General features: G+C 66.6%; 5 protein-coding genes and 1 riboswitch. Of the genes, 3 read left to right on the top strand and 2 right to left on the bottom strand.

Annotation, left to right across the window (positions count from 1 at the left end):
- The coding region (locus VFP86_10905; protein HET9000146.1) for a crosslink repair DNA glycosylase YcaQ family protein at nt 1–1,115 on the bottom strand (1,115 nt) is incomplete at its 3' end.
- 12 nt (nt 1,116–1,127) lie between these two features.
- Entirely contained in the window at nt 1,128–2,837 is a 1,710-nt protein-coding gene (locus tag VFP86_10900; protein HET9000145.1) for a beta-galactosidase, read from the bottom strand.
- A gap of 151 nt (nt 2,838–2,988) precedes the next feature.
- Nucleotides 2,989–3,126, top strand: a riboswitch (cyclic di-AMP (ydaO/yuaA leader).
- 75 nt (nt 3,127–3,201) lie between these two features.
- Here VFP86_10900 and VFP86_10895 point away from each other — a divergent pair.
- The 3 genes from VFP86_10895 to VFP86_10885 form a co-directional block, all read left to right on the top strand.
- The gene (locus VFP86_10895; GenBank protein ID HET9000144.1) at nt 3,202–5,559 is read left to right on the top strand and encodes a bifunctional alpha,alpha-trehalose-phosphate synthase (UDP-forming)/trehalose-phosphatase; all 2,358 of its coding nucleotides are present in this window, start codon (nt 3,202–3,204) and stop codon (nt 5,557–5,559) included.
- A 116-nt stretch (nt 5,560–5,675) separates the two neighbouring features.
- Complete coding sequence (locus VFP86_10890) at nt 5,676–7,031, top strand: aminotransferase class III-fold pyridoxal phosphate-dependent enzyme (protein HET9000143.1); 1,356 nt, start codon at nt 5,676–5,678, stop codon at nt 7,029–7,031.
- Nucleotides 7,007–7,612, top strand: a 606-nt coding sequence (locus VFP86_10885) for a sulfite exporter TauE/SafE family protein (GenBank protein ID HET9000142.1), incomplete at its 3' end; no start/stop codon positions are given. The genes VFP86_10890 and VFP86_10885, both read left to right, overlap by 25 nt.

Here is a 7,612-nt window from a genome sequence, read left to right as displayed (position 1 = left end):
CCCTTTTCCCACCACCAGTTTTGAATGCTGAAGAGCTTTGCCTTCTTGTCGAAGGCCGGGTCGACGCGCGCCACCAGGCGGTCACCAACCAGTACGGGCAACACGTAATAGCCCCACGTTCTCTTGGAAGCCGGCTTGTAGACCTCCCAGGTGTAGAAGAAATCGAAAACCATTTCGATCAGATTGCTGTCCCACATCAGGTTATCCAGCGGCGCAATAAAGGCTGAGCCAACAGGCGTATTGCTGCCCCTCCCAGCGGCCCCCAGCGCGGGCAGGTCGCCGCGGCGAACATAGAATGCCTCGCGCGGCAGGCCCTCGATCGCCACACGCACCAGCTTTCCTTTCTTGAATAGGCGCGTCAGAGCGCCCCGGACCTGGCCGCCGCGCCAGCCTCTAATTCCGCCCCATTTACTGTTGACGTTCGGATGAACGAGGCCAACGCCGCCTGAGCGACGCAACACGTGCCATTCCAAATAATCTTCCTGCGACGTGTGGGGAGGGCGGACTTTGAGCAGCTTGGGCGGCAGCACGCGCGTACTTAGCTCGAAATACCGCCGGGTGCCGACGCGGTGATGAACAACGATATCGCCTGAGATGAACAGAATATCCAACGCGATGCGCACGGCACGTGTGGTGCCGCTCAACCACCATTCCATGCGCGTTTCGTCTTCCAAGTCCAGCGAAGAAAGCGGGCCGCGGGTTTCAACCTCCTGTTTGACCCATTTCATCAACTTGGCAGCTTTCACCGTGCTTTTGTGACGGGCATAACTGTCGCCCATATCCTCGCGGTAGATGCCGAGATACGGCCAATCTTCCACGGGATAAATGGACATCTGTTTGTCATACCCATCGATGAGCTTTCGGTCCGTGTAGAGTGCCTCATCCAGGATAGCCGGCTTGTATCCCTTCACCCGTGATTGCAACACCAAATGCGGATTCTGCCCCACAACATTGATGGGGTCGTTTTGAATGCAATGGACATGGCGCACGTAGTCCAGCACGCCCTGCTTGCCGCGCAGCTTGCGCGGCGGCAGTAGGCGGTGATGGGCAAGCAGAAAGCGCCTGGCCTGCTGCCTGGTGATGGTGAGCTCAGGCGGCGGCAGGGTAGGAGGCATTACGCTACGCATTCAGGGGCCGGGTCGCCGGACCTTCTCCACGATGATCGACCGGATGACCAGGGGCTCTTTCTTGTCGCCGGCCCCGTTGATCGCCAGGTCCCAGCCCCAGGCGCTGCTGAACGCCGCATCCGTCAGCCGGATCGCGTACTTTGCCCATCCCGTTCCGGGCTCGATCCACTGCCAGGGGGTGAACCGATACCCGGTCATTGAGTCGTACAAGATGTTAAACCCCACCTGTTGGGGGGCCTTGGCTCGGTGGACCTCCACAGTGATGAGCAGGTCTTCGCGGCCGTCGACAAAGTACGCGAACGAGTGATCCACGTCGAGATACACATAGACCGCGTCTTTGGCGGGGTTGGTCCGGACGGCATCCACGCCGTCCACCGTGAGCGACACCACCGCGCCCGCCGGTAGGGAGCGGAATCGTTGGTTGTAGAGTCCGCGTTCGGAGTTCACGGGCCCCAGCGTGACGGAGACGCTCTCGGCACGCGAGAAATCGTGCGCGGGATCGCGCGGAATTTGGAACGGACCTTGCTGCACGGCCCGGCCGGCTTCATCGAGCGCCGCCGCAGCCAACCCCTGCACGAACACGGGTGATTTTCCTACCGGGATTGTCAGTTTGCCGTCGCGCGAGACCGGGGCGGAGGTCTCGCCGGCGACGGTTGTGATCTTGAGCGGTCCGTCTGCGGCCACCGGGACGGCTTGATCCTCGCCGGTCGTCCACATCACCGCGACCGGCACGGCGCCCCCGGTCGCGACGAAGGCATAGACCGCCGCCCCTCGCGGTAACCATCCGACCCGCCGCGTGCCTTCCAGCATCCGGATGATCGTCTCGCGCACCGGCGCCCACCGGGGAGACGTTTGCCGGCCGGACCAGAATTGCATCGCCACGCCCCCGGCGATGCCGGCCGCAGCCAAACGCACCATCTGGTCCCCGATCGCATCGTCGGGAGGAGCCGCCGGCCCTTGGGCGTCGGAATCGCCGACCCATATCTGGTGGTGGGTGTCCACCGCGATGCGGCCGCGAATGACGGTGAGCGCCTCGAGCAGCTCCTCAGGCGTCCGCCCGCGGGGGGAGAGGATCAGCGCATCGAAGTCATCGGCCGGCGGGCCGAAGAGCGCTTTGACATAGGACAGATCCAGCCCCGGAGAGGAGGCGGCGACGACCAGGGCCTGCGGATCTCCTTGACGGATTGCGAGCCTGGCAGCGTGCAGCATCGCCACGTAGTCGCGGAAGGTTCCACGAAACGCGGCGAAGTCGACGAGCGGTTCCACTTGCCAGGCGAAGACGCGCCCGCGGTATCGTGTCGCCGCGGCCCCGACGAATCGCTGCCAGCCCGCGATGTTTCGAGGCGGTTGGTGTCTCCACACCGCTTCGGGCACGTCTTGGTCCAGCGCGGCCCACTTGGGGGTGTTCATCAGCACCAGGACGATCCGGACCCCTGTCTCCGCGGTCCGGCGCATCAGGCTATCCAGGGCCGTCCACGCAAACGTCCCCCGCGTAGGCTCGAGCGCGCTCCAATCCGCCGAGATCCTCACCCATTTGATGCTCCCGCGGGAAGGGGCGGCCGGGTCTCCACGTGGATCGAGGTCGATCCCAAAGGACACGGGGGGTGGGGTGACGGAAGGGGCGGTGACGGCCGGACCGGCGGTCGCGGTCTGCGCGAGACTCTGCAGCGGGACGAGCGCGACGATCAGTGCTGCCACGACATAGCGCATCTCGCTACTCCCTGGTGATCGTGCCGCCACGTAGAGATCATACCCGAAATTCGCCCCCGAAATTCACCGCCGGCATCGCGATCGCAGGGCGTGGTTTGGGAATGCGCGCGCCCGGGTAAAACCATAGGTAACGAAATATCTGAGGCATGCCCTGAACGGTCTGCCGAATCTCTGCGGCGCAGGGAGCGGGGGATCCAGAGCAGTGGGGCGGATCTCGCGAACTTCGCGAGTAAGGTAGCTCTCGACCCGAGCCCGTCAGCTAACCCCGTAGGCGAACGAGAGAGAGGGTGGCCCGGGAATCGCCCGGAGACCTTCTCCGGGCGATTTTCTTTCCGGGTTCACGCTCATGGGAGGTGCTGGCCGGATGGTGACCCGTGATGTCTTGCAGCGAATGCGCGAGACGCTGCCGGGACGGCAACTGATCATCGTGAGCAACCGGGAGCCCTACGTCCACAAGAAGGGCCCAACCGGCCCTGAGGTCATCCGGCCCGTCGGCGGGTTGGTGGCTGCGCTCGATCCGGTGATGCAGGAGATCGGGGGGACCTGGATTGCCTGGGGGGATGGCGAGGCGGATTTTGACGTCACGGATTCCCAGGCTCGGGTCGGTGTTCCTCCAGACGCGCCGCGGTACACGCTCAAGCGCATCGCTCTCTCCCGCGCCGAGATCGAGGGATCCTACTATGGGTACGCCAACCAAGCGCTGTGGCCGCTCTGCCACATGGCGATGGAGCAGGCGCGGTTCCGCGCCCGATACTGGGCGTCGTACAAAGCGGCCAATCACCGGTTCGCCGAGGCGGTGCAGGCCGAGGCGGCCGCCGACGCCGTGGTCTGGATCCATGACTATCATCTGGCCCTCTGCCCGCGCGAGATTCGGCGGCTGCGTCCGGAGCTGTTTCTCATGCAGTTCTGGCACATCCCCTGGCCCGCGTGGGACGTGTTTCGGATCTGCCCGCAACGGGCGGAACTGCTCGACGGCCTGCTCGCCAACGACCTGGTCGCGTTTCAGCATCCCCGCCACGTCGAGCATTTCCTGGAGTGCGTCGAGCGTGAGCTCGGGGCGCATGTCGACGACGGGGTCGTCGAATACGACGGACGGATGATCGAGGTGGAGGCCTTCCCCATCAGCATCGACGTCGCCGGGTTGGAGGAGACGGCGCGATCGACCCGCTGCGAGCGCTGGATGGCCCGGCTGCGGCGGCGGCTTCGATTGGACGGTCGCTCCGTCGTGGTGAGCGTCGACCGCCTCGACTACACGAAGGGGATTCCGGAACGGCTCCAGGCGATCGACCTGTTCTTCAAGCGGCATCCGGAGTATCGGTCGCGCATCGTGTTCATCCAGAAGACCGCGCCGAGCCGGACCCGGATCAAAGCCTATCGGGATCTGCAGGCGCAGGTCGAGCACACGGTCGAGCGCCTCAACCAGGCATACGGGACACCCGACTGGCAGCCGGTCATCTCGCTGCCGGCCCCCCTTCCCCCGGCCGGCATGGCGGCACTCTATCGCATGGCCGACCTCTGTATCGTCAGCTCCCTCCAGGACGGCATGAATCTTGTGGCCAAGGAGTTCATCGCCTGCCAGGTCGACGGCCGGGGCGCCTTGCTGCTCAGCGAACTGACCGGCGCTCGAGACGAGCTGTCGTGGGCCATCCCCATCAATCCTTACGATCTCGATGGCTGCGCCGATGCGATTCCCAGGGGGCTCGCGGTGCCGCTCGAGGAGCGGCGCCGGCGCATGGAGCACCTTCGCACCTATCTTGCCGAACACGATATTTTCCACTGGGTCGCGCAGCATCTTCAAGCGGCGGCGCATCTGATCGCCGGTCGCGTCGCCCCCAGGCGGTTGTTCGACGCCGTCGAGGAGGTCCGGGCCCGGATCGTGGGTGAGGACCCGATCGCCCTGCTGGCCGATTTCGACGGGACCCTCGCGGGGTTCGCCGATACTCCTGATGCCGTGGCGCTTCCCGGCGACGTGAGGACCGCCCTCGCGCAGATCGCCCTCAATCCCCGAGCAGCGATCGGCATCGTGAGCGGGCGCGCGCTCGGTGACATTCGTCTTCGTGTCGGCCTCGACGGGATCGTTTACGCGGGGAACCACGGCCTCGAGATCGCCGGGCCGGGGTGGACGTGGACCCACCCCGAAGCGGATCAGGCGCGCGAGATCATCGCCGCGTGCAGCCGGCGGCTGCAGCAGCGCCTGCGGGGGATCCCCGGCGCCTGGGTCGAAGACAAGGGCCTCACCGCCGCGGTCCACTACCGCCAGACCCCTCACCGGTTCACCGAAGGCGTGCGCATCGCCGTTCACGAGGAGGTCGCCCGGGTTCCCTCGGGCACGCTGGTCCTGCGTCCGGGGAAGCACGTCCTCGAGATTCGCCCCGACGTCTCCTGGGACAAGGGCGCCGCGGTGCGCTGGATCCTGACACGGTTGTACGGGGAGGATTGGCCCCGGCGCGCGCGCGTCGTCTATGCGGGAGACGATAGGACGGACGAAGACGTGTTTGAGACGCTCGCGGATCCCGCGGTGACGGTCAAGGTCGGACCCCGCGTCTCCCCGACCGCCGCGCGGTACCATCTGGACGGCGTCGAGGATGTCTACCGGTGTATCCGCCTGCTGGAGCGATGGCTCGCCTCGCCGGTCGAGGGTGGCGCCGTGTCCCGTGCAGGATACCAGATGGTCTCAGACAACGACGGCCATCGCAACCCTGGAGTCTTCGCGCATCGATGATCGATCCGCCATAGACGACCAGTTCGCGGAGACACCGAGCCCTCGCCGCGGCCCCAAACGCCTCTGGTCAGAGGGCTTGTGAGAGGTGCGCTCGAAGGCCAGGGCGTGAGGGTCTCGTGACGTCTTCCGCTCCGCTCTGGTTTCAAGGCCAGGTCCAGACGGTACTCCATCGGAAGGGCGGCCCGCTGCTGCTCGTTCGGGGAGAGGGCAGCCGGGTCTGGGATGACCGTGGGCGTTCCTACCTCGACGCCCGGTCGGGGCTGTGGGCGGTCACGGTCGGCTACGGCCGCGCGGACGTGGTCGGCGCGGTCTCCGAGTCCCTCCGTCGGCTCGCCTTCGCCCCGTTGACCGACGCCGCGTCGCCGGCCGCGCTGGATCTCGCGGCGAGGCTCACCGAGATCCTGCCCGGCGATTTCAGTACCGTCATGCTCGTCCCGACCGGATCGGAAGCCGTCGACACCGCTTTCAAGATCGCGCGTCTCTATCACGCCGCAAGCGGCCGCCGCCGGCGCCGGATCGTCATCAGCCGGGAGTATTCTGCCCACGGCAGCACGTTTGCGGGAGCCTCGCTGAGCGATCCCGACCGGGGGCTCCTCCGCGGCATGGGGACACGGGTCTCCGGTATCCGCTTCGTCCCGGCGCCGTTTCGGTATCGGTGCCGGTTCTGCGCGCACGGTCCCGTGTGCACGCGCGAGTGCGTGGATGCCGTGGAGGAGGCGATCCTGGCCGTTGGGGCCGACCAGGTCGCCGCGGTGATCGCGGAGCCTGTTCCGGGTCCCGGCGGCGTCCTCGTGCCGCCGGACGACTACTGGCCGAACCTTCGAGCGCTCTGCGATCGGTATGGGGCGTTGCTCGTGGCAGATGAGGTGGTCACGGCGTTTGGGCGGACCGGGCGGTGGTTTGCCTGCGATCACTGGGGCGTCGTGCCCGACCTGATGGTCCTCGGCAAAGGCATGACAGGAGGATACCAGACCCTCGGCGCGGTGGCGATGCGCCGCCACGTGGCCTCCCGCCTCGAACGGCGGCTTATCCCGCACGGGTTCACGTTCAGCGGCCACCCGGCGGCGTGCGCGGCCGCCCTGACCTGCCTTCAGATCATCGCCGCCGAAGACCTTCGTGCTCGTGCGGCGCGAGGAGGTGCGCGCCTCCTGGAGGGTCTCCGGCGGGCGCTGGAGCCGTGCCCGATCGTCGGCGAAGTGCGCGGGCTGGGCCTGATGGTCGCGATCGAGCTGGTGGAGGACCGGACCACTCGGGCGCCCCTCCGGCTCAGGACGCGAGACCTCGACCGCCTCGAGCGCGACCTGCGCACCCGCGAAGTCCTCGCGTTTGTGGACAACCCGATCATGGTGGCGCCGCCGCTCGTCGTCACCGACCCCGAGATTGATACACTGGTGGGATCGGTGGGCGCCGCGGTTGAGGCGCTGACCGCGCACACCGCCGTCGCGGGATCTTCGCGACGCGGCTCGTCCTGATCTACGCCGCGCTGGTCACGCTCGGCGCCGCGGCCACGGCCGCCGTCACGGGGTTTGGCTTTAACCTGCTCGCTGCGCCCTTGCTGACCTTTGTCTATCCCGCGGACACCGTCGTCGAAACGACCCTGATCCTCGGCGTCCTGGTGAGCGGTATCCTGGCGGCCCGTCCCGAAATCCGGCAGGGGACCGATTGGAGGCTTGTTGGGCGGCTGTTCGTCGGCAGCCTCGCCGGCATGCCCGGTGGGCTGGCTGTGCTGCTGTGGGGGCACCCGGGCCTGCTCAAGGTGTTGATCGCCGGGCTCACCGCGGTCTTCGCGGTCGTGATGTTCACCGGATTCCGTCCCGCGGTCACCACCGCCCTGTGGCAGACCATCGCTGCTGGGGTGCTCAGCGGGTTCCTCTCCACGAGCACCAGCCTGAGCGGGCCGCCGATCGTCTTCTTTCTGCTCGGTCAAAACCAGCCGAAACACGTCTTCCGTTCGAACATCGTGCCGTACATCTTCCTCACCACGGTCGCAAGCGTGGCGCTCCTCGTGGTTGCGCGGGCGGTGTCGTTTTCCACCGTCCAACTGGCGCTTGCC

Source organism: bacterium, from assembly GCA_035703895.1.
Classification (GTDB): Bacteria; Sysuimicrobiota; Sysuimicrobiia; order Sysuimicrobiales; family Segetimicrobiaceae; genus Segetimicrobium.
Note: the sequence above shows the minus strand (reverse complement) of the source record. Positions and strands in the feature narration are given on the sequence as shown.

Excerpts from the sequence above, each read along its gene's own strand:
- VFP86_10895 (HET9000144.1), top strand. The coding sequence starts at position 3,202 with ATGGTGACCCGTGATGTCTTGCAGCGAATGCGCGAGACGCTGCCGGGA.
- VFP86_10900 (HET9000145.1), bottom strand. The coding sequence starts at position 2,837 with ATGCGCTATGTCGTGGCAGCACTGATCGTCGCGCTCGTCCCGCTGCAG.